This window comes from Microbacterium sp. Bi128 (genome assembly GCF_918698205.1).
On record NZ_CAKKMM010001570.1, the window covers coordinates 1 to 1,134 of the forward strand.

1 protein-coding gene is annotated in these 1,134 nt (G+C 66.3%); it reads left to right on the forward strand.

Annotated elements, in window-relative coordinates:
• Nucleotides 1-221 precede the first annotated feature (221 nt).
• On the forward strand, nucleotides 222-1,134 hold a 913-nt coding region (locus LQV45_RS34630), incomplete at its 3' end, for an amino acid permease (RefSeq protein ID WP_230012444.1).

The following is a 1,134-nucleotide window of genomic DNA, read 5'->3' on the forward strand; positions in this document are numbered from 1 at the left end:
AATCGGACAATCTTTGCATCAAGCGGATCAACGTCCACTGATTCTTCCTTCCCAAGCGGGACCGGGCCGGACAAACAGCCACCGATGCCCCGATTCAGTTAGCAAACTGCCACCATGCTCTCACGGCGGAGGCGCCCCGGCGGCCGGGGGCCGGGCCCAAATCCGGTAAATTCAATAGGTCCCATAAGGACGCAAAGATCCAAACCACACGAAGGTTCGCCATGACGATGAAGTCCACCGCGACGCTACCCACCGCGGTTCCCGCCCCGAGCCTGGGGCACAGCATGAAACCACGCCAGCTGACCATGATGGGACTGGGCAGCGCGATCGGCGCCGGCCTGTTCCTCGGCTCGGGGGCAGGAATCCAGGCGGCGGGACCGGCCGTGCTGATCTCCTACCTCGTCGCCGGAACCCTGATCATCCTGGTGATGTGGGCGCTCGGAGAGATGGCCGCGGCCAATCCCAACAGCGGCGCCTTCTCCGTGTACACGCAAAAGGCCATGGGCAAGACCGCGGGCGCCACCGTCGGCTGGCTCTGGTGGCTGCAGCTCGTGGTGGTCATCGCCGCCGAGGCCCTCGGCGCGGCCGGGCTCCTGTTCACTGTGTGGCCGGTGATCCCCGTCTGGGCACTGTCCCTGATCTTCATGGCCCTGTTCACCGCCATCAACCTGGCGGGCGTGAAGAACTTCGGCGAGTTCGAATTCTGGTTCGCCATCCTCAAGGTGGCTGCCATCGTGATATTCCTGGCCATCGGCGGGGCCCTGCTGCTGGGCTTGCTGCCGGACGTCCCGTCTCCTGGCCTCGGCAACTTCACATCCGGCTTCGCCCCGGCTGGCCTGGGCGGCATCGCAACGGCACTCTTCGTCGTCATCTTCGCCTTCGGCGGCACCGAGATTGTCAGCGTGGCCGCGGCCGAGACGGAAAACCCGGAGCGCAGCGTCGCCCAGGCGATCCGCACCGTCGTCTGGCGGATCCTCGTGTTCTACATCGGCTCGGTATTCGTCATCGCGGCCGTCCTTCCCTCAACCTCCGCGGCCCTGAAGTCCCCCTTCGCCGGCGTCCTCGACGTCGCCCGGATCCCCGGCGCCGGCGCCGCGATCACCCTGGTCGCCGTTATCGCGCTGCTGTCCGCCC